This window comes from Staphylococcus sp. HMSC034G07, assembly GCF_001835975.1.
GTDB classification, from domain to species: Bacteria; Bacillota; Bacilli; order Staphylococcales; family Staphylococcaceae; genus Staphylococcus; species Staphylococcus ureilyticus.
Map to the genome: position 1 here is coordinate 117,616 of NZ_KV826593.1, position 20,069 is coordinate 137,684.

General features: G+C 33.6%; 20 protein-coding genes and 1 riboswitch. Of the genes, 6 read left to right on the forward strand and 14 right to left on the reverse strand.

Annotated elements, in window-relative coordinates; genetic code table 11:
- Positions 1 to 13: 13 nt before the first annotated feature.
- From HMPREF2586_RS01870 to HMPREF2586_RS01880, 3 genes are all read left to right on the forward strand, one after another.
- The gene (locus tag HMPREF2586_RS01870; RefSeq protein WP_070812608.1) at positions 14 to 844 is read left to right on the forward strand and encodes a formate/nitrite transporter family protein; all 831 of its coding nucleotides are present in this window, start codon (positions 14 to 16) and stop codon (positions 842 to 844) included.
- A gap of 111 nt (positions 845 to 955) precedes the next feature.
- The gene (locus HMPREF2586_RS01875; RefSeq protein ID WP_046208491.1) at positions 956 to 1,315 is read left to right on the forward strand and encodes an SND2/TMEM208 family protein; all 360 of its coding nucleotides are present in this window, start codon (positions 956 to 958) and stop codon (positions 1,313 to 1,315) included.
- Positions 1,312 to 1,497 (forward strand): hypothetical protein, encoded by a 186-nt coding sequence (locus tag HMPREF2586_RS01880; protein WP_046208492.1) that lies wholly within the window; start codon positions 1,312 to 1,314, stop codon positions 1,495 to 1,497. The genes HMPREF2586_RS01875 and HMPREF2586_RS01880 overlap by 4 nt, the downstream gene beginning before the upstream one ends.
- Before the next feature lie 75 nt (positions 1,498 to 1,572).
- On the opposite strand, the gene HMPREF2586_RS01885 is transcribed toward HMPREF2586_RS01880, so the two are convergent.
- The 3 genes from HMPREF2586_RS01885 to HMPREF2586_RS01895 form a co-directional block, all read right to left on the reverse strand.
- Positions 1,573 to 1,764, reverse strand: a complete 192-nt coding sequence (locus HMPREF2586_RS01885; protein ID WP_046208493.1) for a hypothetical protein — start codon at positions 1,762 to 1,764, stop codon at positions 1,573 to 1,575.
- A 3-nt stretch (positions 1,765 to 1,767) separates the two neighbouring features.
- Positions 1,768 to 2,412, reverse strand: a complete 645-nt coding sequence (locus HMPREF2586_RS01890; protein ID WP_070657918.1) for an HAD family hydrolase — start codon at positions 2,410 to 2,412, stop codon at positions 1,768 to 1,770.
- Between the two features lie 180 nt (positions 2,413 to 2,592).
- Positions 2,593 to 3,507 (reverse strand): bile acid:sodium symporter family protein, encoded by a 915-nt coding sequence (locus tag HMPREF2586_RS01895; RefSeq protein ID WP_070657919.1) that lies wholly within the window; start codon positions 3,505 to 3,507, stop codon positions 2,593 to 2,595.
- 257 nt (positions 3,508 to 3,764) lie between these two features.
- Between HMPREF2586_RS01895 and HMPREF2586_RS01900 the strand changes: the two genes are divergently transcribed.
- On the forward strand, positions 3,765 to 4,295 hold the full coding sequence (locus HMPREF2586_RS01900; RefSeq protein WP_046208496.1) for a hypothetical protein: 531 nt from the start codon (positions 3,765 to 3,767) through the stop codon (positions 4,293 to 4,295).
- Between the two features lie 336 nt (positions 4,296 to 4,631).
- On the opposite strand, the gene HMPREF2586_RS01905 is transcribed toward HMPREF2586_RS01900, so the two are convergent.
- Positions 4,632 to 6,230, reverse strand: a complete 1,599-nt coding sequence (locus tag HMPREF2586_RS01905; protein WP_070037567.1) for an alpha-glucoside-specific PTS transporter subunit IIBC — start codon at positions 6,228 to 6,230, stop codon at positions 4,632 to 4,634.
- A gap of 209 nt (positions 6,231 to 6,439) precedes the next feature.
- On the opposite strand from HMPREF2586_RS01905, the gene HMPREF2586_RS01910 reads away from it, so the two are divergent.
- The gene (locus tag HMPREF2586_RS01910) at positions 6,440 to 7,210 is read left to right on the forward strand and encodes a MurR/RpiR family transcriptional regulator (RefSeq protein ID WP_046208498.1); all 771 of its coding nucleotides are present in this window, start codon (positions 6,440 to 6,442) and stop codon (positions 7,208 to 7,210) included.
- A 152-nt stretch (positions 7,211 to 7,362) separates the two neighbouring features.
- On the opposite strand, the gene HMPREF2586_RS01915 is transcribed toward HMPREF2586_RS01910, so the two are convergent.
- The 9 genes from HMPREF2586_RS01915 to HMPREF2586_RS01955 form a co-directional block, all read right to left on the reverse strand.
- Positions 7,363 to 7,869 (reverse strand): SRPBCC family protein, encoded by a 507-nt coding sequence (locus tag HMPREF2586_RS01915; RefSeq protein WP_046208499.1) that lies wholly within the window; start codon positions 7,867 to 7,869, stop codon positions 7,363 to 7,365.
- A gap of 247 nt (positions 7,870 to 8,116) precedes the next feature.
- The gene (locus tag HMPREF2586_RS01920; RefSeq protein WP_070037563.1) at positions 8,117 to 9,403 is read right to left on the reverse strand and encodes a Na+/H+ antiporter NhaC family protein; all 1,287 of its coding nucleotides are present in this window, start codon (positions 9,401 to 9,403) and stop codon (positions 8,117 to 8,119) included.
- A 113-nt stretch (positions 9,404 to 9,516) separates the two neighbouring features.
- A riboswitch (SAM riboswitch) is annotated at positions 9,517 to 9,617 on the reverse strand.
- Positions 9,618 to 9,703: 86 nt separating this feature from the next.
- Entirely contained in the window at positions 9,704 to 10,315 is a 612-nt protein-coding gene (locus HMPREF2586_RS01925; RefSeq protein ID WP_064209351.1) for a flavin reductase family protein, read from the reverse strand.
- Positions 10,316 to 10,418: 103 nt separating this feature from the next.
- Entirely contained in the window at positions 10,419 to 11,300 is an 882-nt protein-coding gene (locus HMPREF2586_RS01930; RefSeq protein ID WP_070657920.1) for an SDR family oxidoreductase, read from the reverse strand.
- 78 nt (positions 11,301 to 11,378) lie between these two features.
- The gene (locus HMPREF2586_RS01935) at positions 11,379 to 12,503 is read right to left on the reverse strand and encodes an amidohydrolase (RefSeq protein WP_070657921.1); all 1,125 of its coding nucleotides are present in this window, start codon (positions 12,501 to 12,503) and stop codon (positions 11,379 to 11,381) included.
- 6 nt (positions 12,504 to 12,509) lie between these two features.
- On the reverse strand, positions 12,510 to 13,676 hold the full coding sequence (locus HMPREF2586_RS01940; RefSeq protein ID WP_070657922.1) for a SulP family inorganic anion transporter: 1,167 nt from the start codon (positions 13,674 to 13,676) through the stop codon (positions 12,510 to 12,512).
- A 214-nt stretch (positions 13,677 to 13,890) separates the two neighbouring features.
- Complete coding sequence (gene hutI, locus HMPREF2586_RS01945) at positions 13,891 to 15,123, reverse strand: imidazolonepropionase (RefSeq protein WP_070812609.1); 1,233 nt, start codon at positions 15,121 to 15,123, stop codon at positions 13,891 to 13,893.
- Positions 15,120 to 16,784: a urocanate hydratase gene (gene hutU, locus HMPREF2586_RS01950; protein WP_070037548.1), complete on the reverse strand. Its 1,665-nt coding sequence runs from the start codon at positions 16,782 to 16,784 to the stop codon at positions 15,120 to 15,122. Before hutU ends, hutI begins: the two co-directional genes overlap by 4 nt.
- A gap of 48 nt (positions 16,785 to 16,832) precedes the next feature.
- A complete protein-coding gene (locus HMPREF2586_RS01955) occupies positions 16,833 to 18,107 on the reverse strand; it encodes a YjiH family protein (RefSeq protein WP_046208507.1) in 1,275 nt (424 codons plus the stop codon).
- A gap of 143 nt (positions 18,108 to 18,250) precedes the next feature.
- Here HMPREF2586_RS01955 and HMPREF2586_RS01960 point away from each other — a divergent pair, with 143 nt between their 5' ends.
- Positions 18,251 to 19,126 (forward strand): LysR family transcriptional regulator, encoded by an 876-nt coding sequence (locus HMPREF2586_RS01960; protein ID WP_070037546.1) that lies wholly within the window; start codon positions 18,251 to 18,253, stop codon positions 19,124 to 19,126.
- Here the strand turns inward: HMPREF2586_RS01960 and hutG are convergent.
- Positions 19,116 to 20,045, reverse strand: coding sequence for a formimidoylglutamase (gene hutG, locus HMPREF2586_RS01965; RefSeq protein ID WP_046208509.1), 930 nt, complete (start codon positions 20,043 to 20,045; stop codon positions 19,116 to 19,118). The two genes, HMPREF2586_RS01960 and hutG, sit on opposite strands and share 11 nt — an antisense overlap.
- Positions 20,046 to 20,069 lie beyond the last annotated feature (24 nt).

Below are 20,069 nucleotides of genomic sequence, written 5' to 3' on the forward strand. Positions count from 1 at the left end.
TGAGGATAAAGTTTTGAACGAAAAAAATATTAAATGGGATAAAGTTTTTTATGGTAAAGCGTGGGTTCATCATGTCGTAGAGACAATTCGTGCCAAAGATATTTTACAAAGTTTTTATTTAAAACGTTATCTATTACGTGCCGTAATGGCTGGTTTTATTTTAGGTGTGATTACAGTTTTTGTATTGCTCATTAAAGCTTCATTAGCCTCTGATATTCCAATGGGCGTTGCAAATATAGTCGGTGCGGTTGCATTTAGTTTTGCTTTAGTGTTAATACTTTTTACAAATTCCGAATTATTAACGAGTAACTTTATGTATTTTACAGTTGGACTGTATTATCGCGTCATTTCGCCAATCCGCGTTTTTAAAATATTTGTACTCTGTTTTATTGGTAATGCCTTAGGTGGATTGGTGTTCTTCTTATTGATTCGTTCCTCAGACATTATGACACCTGAGATGATGCAACAATTAGAAGCTACAATTAATCATAAAACACTAACGGCAGGTTTTGTTGCCATTCTTATAAAAGGTATTTTTGCTAATTTCTTTATAAATATATCGCTTGTCATAGCTATGCAAATTGATGATGTTTTGGCAAAAATGTTTGTCATGATGTTTGGTGTATCCATTTTCGCATTTATGGGTTACGAACACGTTGTTTATAATACCGTATTATTCGCAGGTGGAGTCGTTTACCAAAGTGATGTACTTTCAGCCATGCCTGCTTTAATCAATTTGCTGGGGGCAGGTATCGGCAATTATATCGGAGGCGGTTTAGTAATAGGCTTGTTCTATGCTTATTTAAACGACCATAAGCAATATCAAAAAAGTAAAGTACAATAACTACAACTTGCGTTATTGTAATGATGAGCTAGAGTCTAACGTTCATGAAGTTATAGTTCCTAATTTTATATGATATAATGCTCAATAGATTTTATTATAAAGGAGTTCAATATGAATAAACATCTATTGAAACGTACAATCACAGTTTCAATTATATTTGGTATATTATTTTTCCTAATCAATTATTTTAGCGATAGTGATGTTTCTGCCGGAAATTTAATGCTAAAAAGTTTACTAACAATTGTTGTATTTGGGATACTATATTACTTAATTTTTACTATTGTAAATTCACCAGAGCGAAAATATAAATTTGGTATTACATTACCTATTTCACTACTAATTGCAATCATAATCAGCGCTATGTTTTCTGCTTTAAAAATCGGTATCATAACTGGATTGATTATTGGTATCATTGCAGGGTATATCTGGGAATATATCGATACTCATAAAAATGGTGGTGATAAATCATGAGTATTTTCATTGGTATTGTTGTTATCATTTTACTAAGTGTAAGTTTAATCCCTAATTTAAAAGCTGTAAAAAAATCTAAAGCTGCTGGAGAAAAAAATCCACGTTTTGCAATTATGGTAGGTATTGATTCTATATTACTCGTATTAGTTATTGTGACACTAATACTTCAATTTTTAAAATAGACTATCATTTTTCATTTCGATATTATAAAACCCCTTATTGAAGCATTTTCCAATGTCAAAATAAGGGGTTTTATATTAAAATTGATTTTGTAAAATAAGATAATATAAGGCCAAAGCTCCCAATAAGTAAATAAGACTTCCAACCATAAATGACCGGAATTGTATTTTTAAGGGGACTTTTTTATTAAAAATAGGTCCTAAAACTAAATTTCCTATTGCTAAAACAATTGGGCCTCCTAAAAAAAATAAAATTAAATAACCATTCATACGTTAGCCTCTACTTTTTTCAAAATATTTTTCAATGATAGCTGTACCTGATATGTCTTTATCTAAATATACTATGTTACTAAAATCTTGTTTTTCCGTCATTTCATTCGTATTTACAATAACATCTAAACCAGCATTCACCGCTGCAGTTGCCCCATTGACTGAGTCTTCTATAGCTAAACAATTAACAGGATTATAGTTTAATCTTTGAACTGCTGTTAAATATAGTTCGGGACTTGGCTTTATTTCTTCTACATCCTCTCGTCCAACAACAACATCAATATACGCATCTAATCCTAATTGATCAAACGTTGGTTGAATATCGTTTCTAAAACTACTTGTCGCAATAGCCATGGGTATATGGCGCACTTTACAATAATCCATAAGTTGTTTCATATGTGTAACTATCGGTAAATGTATACTCGTTTCATTATGCTCTTGATATATTTTTTCTTTACGTTCTTGTCCTAGTTGGTCTTCTAGATACTGATGCAATTCTGAAGCCAATCCCCCAATAGATTGACGATAAAAATCTAAACTAATTTCTTCCAAACCATAATGATTTAAATGTTTATTTATTATTTCAAACAAGTGCTTTTCTGTATCTATAATTGTACCATCAAAATCAAATATCACAGCACGATACATACATTTCCCCTCCTATAATTTAACAAAATTGAATCAAATTATTGTCAGTGTATCATATTTTATACTTCTCTAGCCTATCAAAGACAGAGATAATATAAACTAAGAGAAAAACACGAAAAAATTAATGTTTTCCTCTTAGTTTAGAACTTCATATTAATTTTATCTTAAAATCAATGATACTTACCTTTTATTCCAGTATTTTGCAAGTATTGGACCTGTAATATTATGTATTAAGCTGAACACGGCTCCCGGAACTGCAGATAATGGGTTAAAATGTACTGTAGCTAAAGAAACTGCTAGCCCTGAATTTTGCATACCTACCTCTATCGATACTGCCTTTTTGTCCGGTCGGTCTAATTTTAGGATTTTGGCAAATGTATAACCGAGTATATAGCCAATCAAATTATGAAGAATGACAACCGCAAAAATAAGCAATCCTGTGGCTAAAATTTGTGCTTTACTACTACCAACTACAGATGCAAGTATTAATGAAATAGCTACAACGGAAACGATTGGTAATGCAGTGGCAGTCTTGTCAGCAAATGATTTGAACAGTTTTTGCAGTACAAACCCAATGATTATTGGTATTAAAATCACTTGAACGACTGACCAAAACATACTGATAAATGAAACTTGTAACCATTCATGCGCAAATAAATATATTAAAGCTGGTGTTAACAATGGTGCTAGTAATGTTGAAACACTTGTGATAGCTACTGACAATGCAACATTTGCATTTGCTAAGTAACTCATAACGTTACTAGATGTACCACCTGGACAACATCCAACTAAAATCACACCAATTGCAATTTCTGGAGGCAAATGAAACAGTTTAACAATTAAAAATGCACTTAAAGGCATAATCGTATACTGCAAAACCACACCAATGATTACAGATCTAGGTGCTTGAAATATGATTTTAAAATCTTTGGGGTCTATGGTTAATCCCATACCTAGCATAACAATTCCTAGTAAATAAGGTACCCAATTACTTAAAGTAGAAAGTTGCATTGGAAATATAAAACCAATAACAGCTGCAATAAGCATCCATACTAAGAACGTATTCGTTGCAAACTTACTTACTTTTGATAACATCTAAAACACTTCCCTCTCTGTATTAATAAAGAAGAATGTATCATATTTTGAACATCTAAACAACAGAATTTTCTAAATATTTTGACTTTAAAACCCTAGGAATTTCCAAAAATTTTATACTTCGTTCTAAAGACCTAGTGTCTTCTTTTAAAAAGAGTGGTACAATTTAATAGAATTTAAAACATGTATAATTTTAAGGGCACTAAATATTAATTTTAATATACGTATGTCACTTTATATAGATATGGAGGTATAATATGTTTTTAGATAAAACTGAAACGTTTGTTTTAAACATCAGTGGTTTAAATAAACGTCATATCCGCAAAAATTTGTTAAAACTTTTGAAACAAGTCCACTTTTGTAAATCGTTCAAATTTACTATTTTCAAAAAAAATCATTTATATGCTTTAGAAGTGAATTTACCTAAGCAACAACTACCATATTTGATTAGTTTTCTTAGCTTCCACAATTATTTAATCTATCAAATTTTAGAAAATAATCATGCACAAGACCTACTAGACTTGGATCATTTACTATTATCATCTAAGCGTTTCGAAATCGCTGTTGACGGCCTTCATGATGCATTTATTAAAGACAAAGTTATCGACATTATGAATTTACTCAATCACACTGAAACAATTGTTTATACCTTCAATCGAAATACCATCAACGTTTCTTGTTCGCCTACAGTATTCTCTAAATTAATTCACGCTATCGCAACACACAACATTGATGTTTACAGTGCTACCTACCAACCACGTTTAATGCATAAAACGAGAATTTCTTAAAAACATTAATGTACGACATCACTCACATATACAGTAAAATTGATTTAGCTACCATTTCACGATATTTAATCAACATAAATCATGTATACAAGAATCTAGCATCCAATCATAAACGTCTATTCTTATTGTAATTGTATAGAAATGACGTTTTTTTATGTGGACACTTATAAACAAAATAGAATGTAAGACCCATCTTCGCGCCGTGTATACCATGTCTACTAACAAGCATGCAAAAATTAATTGATGCGTTATTGATAAAAAATTGGACTAATCCATTAATGATTATCATATGGATTAGTCCTTTTTTGTGCATAAGTTTTATATGCAATCTCGTTATTATTTATTTTTTTCTTCAAATACTAAATTTTCAAATGCTTCTCTGACTTGAGGTACAGACATACCTACTACGACTTGCACATTTTTCCCACTTTTCACTAAGCCATGTGCCATTTGTTTATGCGTAAAGTAATCACTATCCTCAACTTTATTGACATCATTCACTGTCAATCTTAAACGTGTCGTACAATTTGTAACGTCTTTAATATTTTCTTTGCCACCTAGACCTTCTAAATAATAGATTGCTTTAGCTTCAAACTCGTTTGCTGACTCAGTTTTTTTAGCAACTTGTGCTTTACCGTCTTTATTTTTATAGTCATCTTTATTATATAATTTCATATCCTTATCGTCTTTTTTACGTCCAGGAAGTGGAATATTAAATTTTATAATTAAAAACTTGAACAAGAAGAAATAAATCGCTGTAAAACCGAAACCTATTGCAATTTGAATAATATAAGTTAACCAGTGATTTTGGGCTAAAGGTATCCAATTCGTAGCAAAGAAATCTAATAATCCTCCACCAAAGTTACCTACTAATCCGAAACCATACATTAACGTATCCATCGTTGCTGCTAAAATTGCATGTAAAACGAATAAATAAGGTGCAATAAATAAAAATGTAAACTCTAATGGTTCAGTGATGCCTACAACAATCGCTGTCAATGTTGCTGGAATTAGTAATGCTGCAATTTTCTTTCTATTTTCTTTTGGCGTCGTTGCATACATTGCTAAAGCAATACCAATTGAACCAAAGACTTTTCCGTTACCTTGTAACATAAAGCCATATGGGAATAATTCTTTTAATGGTTCTTTACTTTTAGCAAATTCATTTACATGTTCGAACCATTCTGCTTTCAATCCATGATTCACAACAACAGGACCTACTTCTATTGGTGCATATATAAAGTGATGTAATCCAGTTGGTATCAATACTCTTTCTAAAAAATGATACAACCACACACCTATATAACCCGAGCCAATAATAAATCCTTGCAGTGAAGAAATACCATTTTGTACCGTTGGCCATATGATGCAAGTAATTAAAGCAATTGGCAACATGACAAAAAATGAAATCGTTACTACAAATGTCAAACCTTGAAATACACCAAGCATTTCAGGTAATTTTTTACTATAATATCTATTATGTATCCATGTGACAATGCTTGAAATAATAATACCGCCTAGGATATTCGTGTCTAATGTTTCTATACCAGCAATCGCTTTTAATCCCGTTACATTTTCTACACCCTTTTCTAAATTTGCTCCGAATGTATGCGGCCATTGCGTTAATATGGCATTGATAAAGGTATTAAACATTAAGTATCCCATTAATGCTGACAGTGCTGCATGTCCAGGTGCTTTTTTAGCTAAAGATAATGGCAAGCCAACAACAAATACCACTTCCATGTGATTAAATATTGTCCAACCACCAGACTCTATCACTGACCATATTTTGAACCAATTTGTACCTTCTTCAGCAATACTCCCCATTATTGAAGGATTTTTAAATAATGTTGCTAAACCGAGTACAATACCAAAAAATGCAAACATCAATACAGGTACAATCATTGCACTTCCAAATCGCTTTATAGCATTCATATAAAGTTCCCCTTTTCTAAATTTCCAAAATAATTCACTTATGATAATTGAATATCTCTCTATTCAAATGATTATGGATCAATTTACCATCGATTTTATAGTAAACGCTTACATCAGAACAATAGTTTGACGCCATTACGAACAATTTTGTACAATAAGATTATATTTTCAAAACTTGAAAATATTTTCAAAATTCTGAGGTGATAACGTTGCTTTTAGATGAACGCATAAATAACAATTTTAATAAATTAAATGAAAACGACCTACAAATCGCTCATTTTATAAACACACATATATCAGATTGTAAAACAATGAAAATCCAAGATTTAGCGGCTTATACACATGCATCAAATGCAAGTATTCATCGTTTTACTCGTAAGCTCGGCTTTGATGGCTACAGTGATTTTAAATCATACTTAAAATTTGAATCTGAACAAGTCCATCAATTACCTTCTGACTCTATGAACGCTTTTAAACAAGAAATTGAAAATACCTTCACTTATTTGGAGCGTATCGATTACGACCTAGTTACTGACAAAATATATCAAGCCGAAACGGTATATTTATATGGCACAGGTTTAGCTCAAATGAATGTTGCGCAAGAAGCTCAAAGAATTTTATTGACCATACATAAAAATATTATTGTATTACATGATGTACATGAATTTAAAATGGTGTTAAATAAAGCTTCTGATAATGATTTGTTTTTTATTATTTCTTTATCCGGCGAGACCGATCACTTATCCGATATAACGAATTTACTGCAACTGCGTCAAAAGTATTTCATTTCTATTACTACGCTTCAAGACAACACCTTGGCTCAAAAGGCAAATTATAATATCTACGTATCAAGTAACACTTTTTATTTAACAAACGGCATTGATTATTCCAGCTTTATCAGCTACCATATTTTTTTTGAAACGGTACTACGTAAATTTAATGAGCGTATACAATACGGTCAATTCACACAAAATAATTAACATATCAAATAAAAGAAAGCTGGACAAATTAATTGTCTCAGCCTCTTAGTCAACATCTCAATTTATTACACAAGTGGGACTGATACATGAGCTTCTGCCCAAATATGCCTGAGTCCCACTTTTAATTTATTGAGTTAGGTTGTAATGATTTTTTATTGTTCCTCTTCATATTCTTCTAGTGTTGTTTGCAGCTTATCAAATAACATTTCAAAACCATGCGCAGTAGAATCATGATATTCCTTTTTCTTTTGCTTATACTCTAATGATGTCAATCTGCGTTCCCTAGGTACATAAGCTGTATAATTAAAAATCATTTGGGTTATGCCTGGTTCTCTTTCAAACATCTCTACTTCAATTGTATCTTCAGAGTCACTTAATTCAGGCATCCCTATCGTCATTACAATATATTCATTTGGGTTCAAAGTAACGTAAGAACCCTTCACTATATTTTCTTTCCCTTTACGAACATCAATAATTTCATAGCTTCCGTTTTGTACAGCGTCTATCTCTATTGATTTATTCGTTCGTTCAGTTGTCATAAACCATTGTTTAAGAAATCGTTGCTCAGTCCAAGCTTGATATACTAATTCAGGTTCAACTTTAAACAGTCTTTCCAACTGAATTTCTACGTTTTCATTTTCCACATTATATCTAGCCATGATTGTTCACCTACTTTCACTCTTATAACTATTCTAACTCATTATACTAGACTTCTAAACAATAATACTATGAAATTCAACTTTCCTTTATATCCCCTTTAAAAGTGATAACCTATTTATTCTATCGTTATTAATCAGTAAACGTCAAAATTTTCCCTTTTTTAATACTATCTTACTTCTTAAAAAATAGGACAAACAGTCTATATCAAATAATATAAACTGTTGCCCTTTCTTTTAATCAACTTTTTTATTTTAATCTTGGTAATCTAAAGAAAATTGCAATTAGGCCACAAACACCTAGAATGATCGGATAAATTGAATACGGCATTAATGAAACTGGTGAGATAGACGCAACGCCTGCTGCTGCTATAACTTGCGGACTATAAGGTAATAAACCTTGGAAACAGCTCGCAAACATATCTAAAATACTTGCAGATTTCCTAGGATCAATCTCGTATTCATCTGCAATATCTTTAGCTAAGGGGCCTGCCATTAATATAGAAATTGTATTATTGGCAGTCGAAATATCCGCAGCACTCACAAGTCCCGCTATACCTAATTCTGCACCGCGTTTTGATTTAACCCTATTGCGTACAAAATTTAATAGCCAAGTGATACCACCATTATGTTGTATCAATGCTACAAGTCCGCCAATTAATAGTGCAATAATCGCAATATCCTCCATACCAACAATTCCTTTTGAGATTGAACTAAGCAAGCCTGACCAGTTGAATGATCCATCAACCAGTCCAATAATCGCAGATAATACGGTACCACCAATCAACACTATAATTACATTTATACCTGCCAGCGCTAAAATCAATACCAATAAGTATGGAATAACTTTAATAAAGTTATAGTCATATGATTTCGTAGTATCTATCTGAGCACCATGCGTTAAAAACCAAAGTACTATAACTGTAAATAGCGCACCTGGTAATACAATCTTTATGTTCACCTTAAACTTATCGCTCATTTTAGTCTTTTGAGTACGAACAGCGGCAATTGTAGTATCCGAAATCATTGATAAATTATCACCAAACATTGCACCACCAACGACAGTAGCCATTGTTATCGCTGCAGATACATCCGTCGCCTGACTCAAACCAAAACCAACCGGCGCTATAGCTGCAACTGTACCGACTGAAGTACCCATTGAAAGTGATACAAACATACAAATGATAAATAAACCGACGATAATTAAGTTTTCTGGAATAAAGGATAGTCCTAAATTTACCGTCGACTTGACTCCCCCCATATCTTCTGTAGTTTGAGAAAATGCACCCGCAAGTAGAAATATTAACATCATCAAAATAATATTTGAATGTCCAGCGCCTTTAGTAAATACATCTACTTTTTTAGAAAATGTTTCTTTTTTATTTATCAACAAACCCACAATGGATGCGATAATAATTGCAACATTGAGTGGCATTATTGAAAAGTCACCAGTAATAACGCCCACACCTAAAAATATACCTACAAAAATGATTAATGGCACAAGCGCCCATGCGTTACCTTTTTTATTTTCCGTCATACAAAACCAACTTTCTTTAACATTACTTTTTTAGTCAATCATTCATTTTGCTTACCATAAAAAATAAAAAACTCTTTTCTCATAGAAGAAAAGAGTAAATCGATACATCTTTAATCTTATCTTCTAGCACACTTTATGCTACTGGAATTGGCACACGCATTACCATGTTGCCGAAGTTTCAATGGGCCAGTCCCTCCACTTCTCTAGATAAGCTATTTTATTTATTTTATAACAGTACACTATTCATGCCACTTCGTCAATTATATAATCATAATATGAAATGATATTTTACTTCAAAGGTTATTCCGTTGGCCGAACAATCGTAAATGTATCACCGATCGTGGCATAATCATTTCCAGCTAAACGGCACACGGCTTCTAGTGCCTGTGCATTAATCTTACTGTCTTCAAAATACACGTTTTCATTAATATGAAACATCACGACTTCTCCAATGATTAGATCTGACCCCTCATCAGTATCTCCTAATGATATAATCCGCTCTAATTTACATTCCATACGTATTTTCGCCTGTTCAATACCAGGTACAGTTATCAGTTCTGAGTCGACAAGGGTTAACGCTGTTCGTTCTAATTCATTTTCAGTACGATCCAATGGTGCAGCTGTACGGTTAATTTGCTCTACGTTTGTTTCATCAGTGATATGTACTACAAAATTTTCAGTCTCTTCAATATTAAGTGAAGTGTCTTTACGTTTACCTTCTGAGCGTCCTGTAGAAATCATAATCATCGGTGGTGCACTGTTCACCACGTTAAAAAAACTGAACGGTGCCGCATTTAACTTACCATTTTTATCTTGAGATGTCACAAAGGCTATTGGCCTAGGTATGACACTACCACTCAATAATTTATAGTTTTGTCTTTTAGACAATTCACTTGCTTTAAAATGTTTCACAAAAATTCACTTTCCTTTCATAAATAAAAAGTGGCTATGTCAAAATGTAAGTGCATAACTGTTCATTTAAGCACGAATCACTTTGAAATAGCCATCTATCAAATTAATCTAATTGTGTACCACCTGTAACCCCGTATACTTGGCCAGTAGTGTAACTTGATTCATCAGCTGCTAAATGAACATAAACGCCTGCTAATTCTACAGGTTGACCTGCTCTGCCAAGCACTTCTTTTTGTCCAAATGTTGGAATTTTGGATTGTGGTTGTCCACCTGATATTTGAAGTGGTGACCAAAATGGTCCTGGTGCAACACAGTTAACACGGATGCCTTTAGCTCCTAGTTCTTCAGACAAACTTTTAGTTAGCGATATGATTGCAGCTTTTGATGCTGCATAATCATGTAAAATTGGACTTGGGTTATAACCTTGTACAGATGACGTTGTCGTAATTGTAGCACCTGGTTCAAGATAATCAATCGCTTTTTGTACAATCCAAAATATTGGATACACATTCGTTTCAAAGGTTTCAGTAAATGACGCTGTATCGAAGCCCTTTAGTGTATCTCTATATTGTTGATGTCCAGCTACGAGTGTAACATTGTCTAATCCACCTAACGCGTGATATGCACGTTCTACTAACTCATAATTGAATTGTTCATTGCGTAAATCACCCGGTATTAGCACAGCTTGTTGTCCTGCCGATGTAATAACTTCTTCTACTTCTTCAGCATCTTCTTGTTCTGATGGCAAGTAATTGATTGCAACATCAGCACCTTCTTTAGCATACGCAATAGCTGCTGCTCTACCAATAGCTGAATCTCCACCTGTTACTAACATCTTTAAACCTTTCAATCTACCATAACCGGTATAAGAAGTTTCTCCACAATCTGGTTTAGGGTTCAGATCTTTTTGTAAACCTGGAACGGGTTGCTCTTGTTTTGGAAAATCTGCATTTGAATATTTCTTTCTAGGATCTTGAGACGCCATGCTTAATCCTCCTCAAAAAATAATGGTTGTAATTATTTTTTACCCAAATTAAATCGCCCATAACACAAGATTATATTTTTAAGTTTCGTTCAATAATTTCTGTACAAATGTTACAAAGTAATCTGGTACTTTTTCTAAAATGCGTTCATCGGGATCATATTTGGGGTGATGTAAATCATAGTCACTATTAGATCCAATAAAAACAAATACACTTGGATACTTGTTGGCAAACCCAGAAAAATCTTCACCAATAGTTAATGGCTGTTCCATTATATTCACATTGTAACCTATTTGTTTAGCAACGTTAATTGCATCGTCTGTTAATTTTTCGTCATTGATTACTGCACCTGGTAATCGTATATATTGTGTTTCAATTTCAACATCAAATACTTCTGCCAATCCACTCCCAATTTCTCTCAATCTCTTCTCAATGAATGTGCGAATACCTTCATCAAAACTTCTCACTGTACCTTGTACATAAGCTTGATCTGCAATAACATTCCATGTATTACCACAAGATACTTCTCCAATCGTTACGACTGCATTATCAAAAGCAGATAAATTTCTGCTGACGATGGATTGAACACTATTGATTAATTGACCTAACACGATGACTGGATCATTACCTTGTTCAGGCTTTGCTGCATGTGCACCTTTACCCTTAATTTTAAATTCAAAGCGATCTACAGAGGATGTCACGGCACCAGATTTCACTGCCAATGTACCTATATCCATAGTAGGATAATTATGATAACCAAGCACAGCTTTTGTACCATCAATGGCACCTGTCTCAGCTAATTTAACAGCACCATATCCCAGCTCTTCGGCAGGTTGAAAAATAAAACGTACTCTACCTTTTAATTGATCTTCAATTTCTTTTAATTTTGTAGCTGTTGCTAAAATACTTGCCATATGGATATCATGACCACAAGCATGCATAATACCTTCATTAGTTGATGTAAATTCATGTACAACTTCTTCATTAATTGGCAAAGCATCTATATCCGATCGAACAGCAATAAACGTATCTCCTTGACCTACTTCAGCAATCAAACCAGTTTCCAACGGTATATCTAAAATTTTAATTTCATAACTTTCTAAAATACGTCTTAATCGTTTCGTTGTTTCATATTCATCATCAGACAATTCTGGAAACTGATGAAATGTACGTCTCCATTTTACAAAGTCTTCATATTGTGGCATGACATGTCACGTCCTTTCTAAATTTATAAAACGTTTAAAAATATAATATAGTATTGTTACAATCACAACGCCGAGCGCTAAATTATTAGAGATTAAAATAAGCACCATCGTAAGTATTACCATGAATCCATTTACTAAAGGTGACTTACGTATAAAGGGTATTGTTCGTCTATCAAATGTATTCAATGAAATTGTAATAAGCACGGTAGCTAAAACAGCCATTGGAATATGTCCTATAATTTCACCAAAAACAAATAAACTTACCAGTAAAAAACTACCGGTAACAAAAGTTGAAACTCTAGAGTTCGCACCCATTGTTACATTAAAACGCGATTGACCAACAAGCGCACTTCCACCATAACCACCAAATAATCCTACTACTAAATTAGCTATGCCTTGACCTATTGATTCACGATTTTTATCACTAGTCGTAGCTGTTACTTCATCCATCATTCTTGCTGTTAAAGTCGTTTGAACGATTGCAACAATAGCCATCATCAAACCATAAAACAATGTAATTAGGAGAAAGTTAACATTTAATATTTCAATAGGGATAGTTGGATAAGGTAGTTTAATATGTATTGAAGACAAATCGTGCACATATTTTATATCAGGTTTTAATACCCACGAAAATATTGTCAGTATAATAATGGATATCAATGGTGCAGGTATAATTTTGATATATCGAGCGCCCAACCAAATAATAAAAAATGACATGATTGCAACGATATAAGTTGCCATAGAAATACCTAAAATATTCTTTAGCTGAGATGTAAATAATAATATACCTAGTGCATTCATAAATCCAATTACAACACCGACAGGTATCAATTCTAACCATTTATTAATTTGAAAATACCCAAATAAAATTTGGATGATACCCATAAATAAGGTTGCTAAAATGACAGCTTGCAATCCATGACTTACAGCTAAAGGTGCTACGACTAAAGATACACCACTACTTGGTGCTGATACCATCAAGGTTCTATTTCCAGTAAAGCTAAGTACAAGCATCATTAAACCAGTACTTAACATACCGATTGTCGGATTCACACCTGCTATAAATGAAAAAGCAATTGCACCAGGTAACAATGCAAGTGCAAGTAATACACCTGAAAGTGTATTCTGTACTATGTTACCTTTCCATTGTTCAATATACCCAGCATTACTCACACCGTACTCACCCCCAAGCCCCTTTAATTACTATACTATCATAATTGTCAAAATATTTTATTAACTTAATTTTTTGCACTTCTAAATTTCTATTTTTAGAAAACTTGAATAAAAAAATAAGAATAGAGCGAGGACAAATCAACATTTTTGATTCCATTCCTCACCCTATTCATCTCTAATAATCTTATTTTTAATTTTAATTACAGTTTCTCTATTAAAGTTTTACACGATTATCAAAGAGCACTTTACCATCTTTAATAACTCTTTCTGTATGATTAATACCATAATGATATGGAATATATTCATGATTAGGTACATCCCAAATTACAATATTTGCTTTATCTCCCTCATTGATGGTACCTGCATCAACGTCAATTGCTTTAGCTGCATTGACTGTCACTGCATTCCAAATTTCATTTGGAGATAATTTTAATTTTAACGCTGCAATAGACATCACCAATTGTAAATTATTAGTCACACAACTACCTGGATTGAAGTCAGTAGCTATCGCAATAGCGCCATCGTTATCTAGCATACCTCTTGCATCTGCATAACCTTCCTTATCAAGATAAAAAGTTGTCCCTGGTAATAATACTGCAACAGTATCACTATCTTTCAACTTTTGTTTACCTTCTTCACTAGATGCAACTAAATGATCCGCAGAGATAGCATTTTCATCAATTGCAAGTTCTAAACCACCTAATGGATCGATTTCATCTGCATGAATTTTAACATCAAAGCCTTGTTTTTTAGCTGCTTCCATGTAAGATTTAGATTCTTCCACAGTAAACACGCCTGTTTCACAGAAAATATCGGCAAAATCAGCATATGGTTTAACTTCCGGCAATAAATCTATCATTTCTTGTAAGAAATCTTGGTTAGACTCCGCATCTTTAGGCACAGCATGTGGCCCAAGGAAGGTATGTTTCATGTCTAAATTATATTTTTTTGCTAATCGATTTGAAACACGCAATTGTTTAAGTTCATTTTCTTTATCCAATCCATAACCACTCTTACTTTCAACCGCTAAGACACCGTGTTGTAACATGGTTAATAGATTTTTTTCCGCTTTTTCAAAAAGTTCGTCTTCCGTCGCTTGACGTGTGGCTTCTACAGTAGAAAGTATACCGCCACCTTGTTCAAGTATTTCTAAATAAGACACACCTTGACGTTTGAGTGACATCTCATGTTCACGTGAGCCTCCATGTACAAGATGCGTATGTGCTTCTACCAAGGCAGGTGAAACGACTTTTCCTGAAGCATCTATTATTTCTTTTGCATCATATGCATCAGAATGTTCACCCGCATAAACAATCTTGCCATTTTTCACAACTACTGTACCGTTTTCAACAATATTTAAATCATTTAATTCTTTTCCTTTTAAAGGACGTTCGGTAGCTTTCGTTAAAATTAATTGTTTAATATTTTGAATGATTAAGTCGTTCATTTTTTATCTCCTTTTCTTGTAATCATTGGAATGTGTATGCCTTTTTCATTTGCTACATTAATTGCTGATTCATAACCTGCATCAGCATGTCTTACTACTCCCATACCCGGATCCGTAGTTAATACACGTCCTAAACGTTTATCTGCTCTTTCTGAACCATCAGCAACTACTACCATGCCTGCATGTAATGAATAACCCATACCAACACCACCGCCATGATGGAATGAAATCCAAGATCCACCTGCAGCAGTATTGATTAATGCATTTAAAATAGCCCAATCTCCTACAGCATCTGAACCATCTTTCATACCTTCAGTCTCACGATTAGGACTGGCTACTGAACCTGAATCTAAATGGTCGCGACCAATTACAATCGGTGCAGAAATTTCACCTTCACGCACAAGTCTATTTAACGCTAGACCCATTTTCGCACGTTCTCCATAACCTAACCACGCAATTCTTGAAGGCAATCCTTGAAACGCAATTTTCTCCTGTGCTAAATCTAACCAACGAATAAGTTTTTCATTTTCAGGGAACAACTTTCTCATTTCTTCATCAGCACGTTCAATATCCTTAGGATCCCCACTTAATGCTGCAAATCTAAATGGCCCCTTTCCTTCGCAGAATAACGGTCTAATATATGCCGGTACAAATCCAGGGAAATCAAAAGCATTTTTTAAGCCATCATTATATGCCACCTGTCTTATGTTATTTCCATAATCAAAAGCGACCGCACCCTGTTTTTGAAATTCTAACATTAGTGATACATGCTTATGCATTGAGGATTGCGATTCTTTCACGTATTGTTTTGGATCTTTATTACGAAGTGCACTTGCCTCTTCTAATGAATACCCTTGTGGCACATATCCATTTAAAGGATCGTGGGCACTCGTTTGATCCGTAATAATGTCAATTTTAAATCCTTTATCTAAAATTGCTTGATGTACATCGACCGCATTACCGACCAAGCCAATAGATAATGGCTTGCCTTGTTTGCGTGCATCTTCCGCTAACGTTAATGCTTCGTCTAAATCTCGTGTTTTCACATCACAGTAACGTGTATCAATACGCTTATCAATGCGTGTTTCATCTACATCAACTCCGATAACAACACCACCATTCATCGTAACTGCCAATGGTTGTGCACCACCCATGCCACCAAGACCAGCAGTTAATGTAACCGTACCATTTAATTTGCCATCAAAATGTTGATTAGCTAGTTCACCAAATGTCTCATATGTACCTTGAACGATACCTTGTGAACCTATGTAAATCCAACTACCCGCAGTCATTTGTCCATACATCATTAAACCTTTTTGATCTAATTCATTAAAATGATCCCAGTTTGCCCATTCAGGTACTAATACAGAATTTGAAAGTAATACACGTGGCGCCTCTTCATGTGTTTTAAATACAGCAACTGGTTTGCCTGATTGAACTAACATCGTTTCATCAGCTTCTAATGAACGCAGTGTGGATTCAATTGCTTCGAATGCCTCCCAGTTTCGAGCTGCTTTCCCTATGCCACCATAGACAACCAAATCTTCGGGTCTTTCTGCAACTTCAGGATCTAAATTATTATATAGCATTCGTAATACTGCTTCTTGTTCCCAACCTTTACATTCAATCTCTAAACCTTTTTTTGCTTTAATATTTCTCATGAACAATCTCTCCTTCATCGATTTTAAATTCAACCTTTGTTTTGATATTTAAAATATCCATAATGCAAATGGAATTGTAATCAGTAGTGTGAGTACTACTCTTTCAAACCAAATAATCACAAGTTTTCCTATCGATATTTTAATTTCAGTAGATAATATAACCGGAACAACGCTTGAGAAAAATATAATCGCTGAAACACTCATGACCGCTACTGTAAATCTTGTTGCTAAATCTGCTGATTGTGCAATCGCAGCTGGTAATAACATTTCAACAATTGAAATCGTTGAAGCCTGTGCTAATACCCCTACATTTTCTACTGGAAAAATGCTGATAAATGGATAAAAGATGTAAGATATATATTCGATTACTGGTGTGAATTCTGCGATTACTAATCCTAGAAAACCAATTGACATGATAGAAGGTAAAATTGCTATAGTCATTACGACACCATCTCTCAAATTTTCAAATACATTGTCAATTAATGACTTAGACTGTTTCACAGCTAATTTTGCTTCTAACCAAGACTCTTTTAACAATGGCATGTTTCTGCGAATCTCTTCTTGATATGGTTGGTCTTTATATGTCGTATGCTTTTCAAATCTGATAGGTGGGAGTTGTACGGTAATAGCAGTAACAATAAATGTCACTGCGAGTGTAAACCAAAAATATAAATTCCAATGCTGAATAATACCTAGTGTGTTAGCTACAATAATCATAAACGTAGCGGAAACCGTAGAGAACCCTGTCGCTACAACTACTGCTTCTTTATGTGTGTAACTACCACTCTTGTAGACTTTGTTTGTTATCAGTAAGCCTATTGAATAACTACCAACAAATGATGCTACTGCATCGACCGCTGACTTTCCTGGTGTCTTAAATATCGGTCGCATTATCGGACGACAAATCACACCGATAAACTCTAACAATCCAAAACCTACTAAAAATGATAAAAAAATCGCTCCTATGGGAATTAAAACACTTAATGGTATGGCTAACTTTTCATATAAAAATGGTCCAATACTTTCTTTTAAAACAAAAGCAGGCCCTATATTGAAAACAACCATGAAAGCGATGAATACCCCTACTACTTTGAATAAGCTAAAAATAATATTTGTTTTCGATTCATTCCACCTTTGATTGAGAAATGGATGAATTGCACCAATAATAATTAAAATCAATACATAATATGGTAAAACTGGTTTCACTATTAGCGTAATCCATTGCACAATATGATCAATCATAATGGTTGATTGACCTTGTATAGTCACAGGAACGAAGAAAAATATAATACCAATCAAGCTATAAATGAAAAATCTCCACATGTACTTCACGCCCCTAACATGAAAGTACGACTCCCTCTATATCTAAAAGTATAATATGTTATTATATAGACTACCAATATCAATAAACTAATTATTAATAGTTTCAAACTATAAATACGCAAATATATAGGAGTGACATTCAGATGAAAATTGTTCAATTAGAATATTTTATTGCTGTCGTTAAATATAATAGTTTTACAAAGGCAGCAGATTTTTTGCATATAAGCCAACCGTCTTTAACTAATACAATAAAAAAAATAGAAGCTGATTTAGGTTATGATTTATTTTTAAGAACGACCAAGGATATCAAAATTACTGAAAAAGGTATTCATTTTTATAACTACGCAATTCAGCTCGTACAAAGTTATCATCAAACGCTAGAAAAAATGTATGATTTAAAAATGGGACATGCACCTAAAATCAAATTTTCTATTCTTGAATCATCAAATCAATGGATATCACAAGTAGTTGCTATGCATCAAAAAGAATATGCAGATCAAACGTATCACGCTTCAGAAGTACATGATCAGAGCACGATATTAGAGCGTCTATTAAATTTTGAAAATCATTTAGGCTTAACCAATGAACAAATTATTCACGAGGATATACACTCTGTTCCTCTATATAAGGAATCTTATGTCCTCATAACACCTAAAAATACCTTTTCTAATAGCAAAAAGGTATCCATTAAATCTTTACCGCTCATTTTACCTACAAAAGGTTCCCAAGTACGTAAGCATTTGGATGACTATTTTAACCGCTTAAATATTCACCCAAATATTATTATAGAGGCAGATCGCTTTGAAGCTTCAACGAATTTCGTTCATCGAGGATTAGGCTATGCCGTCATACCACGTGTCTATTACCAATCTTTTAATGCACGAGATTTAGATGCAATTGAAATTAAACCTACACTCAGTCGTACCATTTACATCAATTACCTAAAAAAAAGAAAGCACCCTGAACGAGTACTTTCTTTTATAGATTTATGTCTTTTTTATTGGAATATTAAAGAATAAAATGATGTAAAAAATTAGCTGATAGCTTTGCAGTACGATTATCGACATCATATTTAGGGTTTGTTTCTGCAATGCTAATCGTAGAGACTTTGTCATTTGGTATAATGCGTTTGGCAAGTTCAAGGACAATATGTGGGAACAAACCTAATACTGCGTTAGCACTTACACCTGGTGCGTATGCGCTATCTATAACATCCATACATATTGTGAACATAATAACGTCATGATTGTGTATAAATCGTTCTACTTTATCTTTTACAGGAGGAGATATTTGATGTAATAATTCCTCAGCATAAACAAAGCCGATTTCTTTTTCTTCCGCATAATCAAATAGGCCTTGTGTATTACCGCCTTGTTGTATACCTAATACCAAATAATCTGCTTGATTATCTTGATCTAAAATTTGCCTAAAGCTCGTTCCAGAGGTAGACTGTGACTCCGCTCTGGTATCAAAATGTGCATCGATATTAATGATACCTAAAGAAGCATCAGGATAAACTTCTCTTATACCTAAATACTGGGCATATGCGATATCGTGTCCACCACCCAATAAAAACGTCTGTTTATGCCTTTGTATTGATGTCGCAACATATTTTGCGAATTCTTTTTGGGTGTCTTCTAAGTCATCATGATCATGTTCTACATTACCATAGTCATATATCTTGCAGTCACTCAACACAGGTAGATTGGCAAATGCTTTCTTAATTGCGTCGGGACCTTCTTTAGCACCTAATCTCCCTTTGTTCAATTCAACACCCCTGTCAACTGCGTAACCTAATAATCCCACACCTTGGCGTGTCTCATGATAGTCATCTTTGATATTTCTAAAATTCACAGTTTGAAAATGTCTAAATTGAGACTTATCTGATTCGCTATCGACTCTACCTGTCCAGAAATCACGCTGTGCTAATTTATACATAATTCTCCTCCTTTTATAACAATG